Source organism: Vibrio sp. D173a, assembly GCF_030248475.1.
Map to the genome: position 1 here is coordinate 1 of NZ_JAHGAH010000844.1, position 1561 is coordinate 1561.

The 1561-nt window shown below is 40.6% G+C and carries 2 protein-coding genes; both read left to right on the forward strand.

Translation table 11 applies throughout. The annotated features are described in order from the left end of the window. A partial coding sequence (locus KIV40_RS29725) for a UDP-N-acetylglucosamine 2-epimerase (RefSeq protein ID WP_285352854.1) occupies nucleotides 1-401 on the forward strand: 401 nt, incomplete at its 5' end. A 3-nt stretch (nucleotides 402-404) separates the two neighbouring features. Further along, on the forward strand, nucleotides 405-1561 hold a 1157-nt coding region (locus KIV40_RS29730), incomplete at its 3' end, for a glycosyltransferase family 4 protein (RefSeq protein ID WP_285352856.1).

Below are 1561 nucleotides of genomic sequence, written 5' to 3' on the forward strand. Positions count from 1 at the left end.
ATCGTATAGAGGCTCAAGGGTTAGAGTTTCATAAGAATATTCAGCTACTTAAACCAATGGGCTTCCATGACTACAACCACCTTCAAAAGAATGCAAAAGCGGTTCTTTCTGATAGCGGAACTATCAATGAAGAGTCTTCAATCATGAATTTTCCTGCTCTGAATATGCGTGAAGCACATGAAAGACCGGAAGGTATGGAAGAAGCGTCAGTAATGATGGTTGGTCTAGACGTTGAGCGCGTAATGCAAGGTTTGAAAGTTCTTGAAGGACAACCGTCAGGCGAAACTCGCTTACTACGTCAAGTCGAAGATTACAGCATGCCGAATGTATCTGATAAGGTCGTTCGTATTGTTCATTCATACACTGATTATGTTAAGCGTGTGGTTTGGAAGGAATATTAAGCTGTGAAAGTTGCTTTATTTCCAGATGATTACCTCCCCAACAGTACTCTGGTCCACGCCAAAATGTTTCATGAATTGGCTTTGGGGCTTAAAAAACTCGGTCACGACCCTATTATAATTACTCCAAGCCATGGGCCACAAAAAGAGCGTTTGGTTAAAGGATATTATGATGGCGTTGAAGTGTGGCGTTTTCGTAATCCTCCAATGCGAGGCAAAGGTAAGATTCAAAGAGTTATCAGTGAATCATTACTGTCAGTGAATGCTTATTTGGCCCTTAACGATGCTGATAGTATTAAGTCATTTGATGCTTGTGTGAACTACTCACCATCCATATTCTTTGGACCGTTAATGCATTGGTTTAAGCGCCATTGTGGAACGTATAACTATTTAGTTTTAAGAGATATGTTCCCGCAGTGGGTTATCGACGAGAAGTTGATATCTGCAAAATCGCCTATCGCAAATTACTTTCGATTTTTTGAGAGGGTGAACTACAATGCATCGGATACTATTGGCTTAATGTCACCTGCCAATGTAGCGTATTTTTCAAAGTTACACCCAAGCTATAAAAACCTCCAGGTTCTTCGAAACTGGGCTGATGTGAGTCCTAAGAGTTTTACTTGTTCCTTGATTGATATCAGAAAACAGTGCCAACTGGATGATAAAGTTGTTTACTTCTATGGTGGTAATATTGGTCATGCGCAAGATATGGGTAATTTATTGCGCTTGGTCGAAAGCATGCAAGCTTATCCAAAGGCTCATTTTCTCTTTATCGGACAGGGCGATGAATTTGAACTTGTAGAGAAAACTAAGAGGAAAAAAAATCTCGATAACCTAACGCTTCTCTCCTCAATCAGCCAAGAGGCATACAAAGAAGTATTGACTCAAGTCGATGTGGGCTTGTTTTCACTTGCAAAAACACATAAAGCACATAACTTTCCAGGTAAATTGCTTGGTTATATGGTGCAGTCACTACCTATTTTGGGCAGTGTAAATTGTGGTAACGATCTGATTGAGTTTATTAATGATGAAGGTGCGGGTAAGGCTTATATAAATGGTGAAGATCAATCACTCCATGAGGCTGCATTGATGTTGCTTACAGATCAAGCTACGCGTAAGGCAATGGGTGATAGGGCGCACGAGGTACTTAAAGCCAGCTTCTC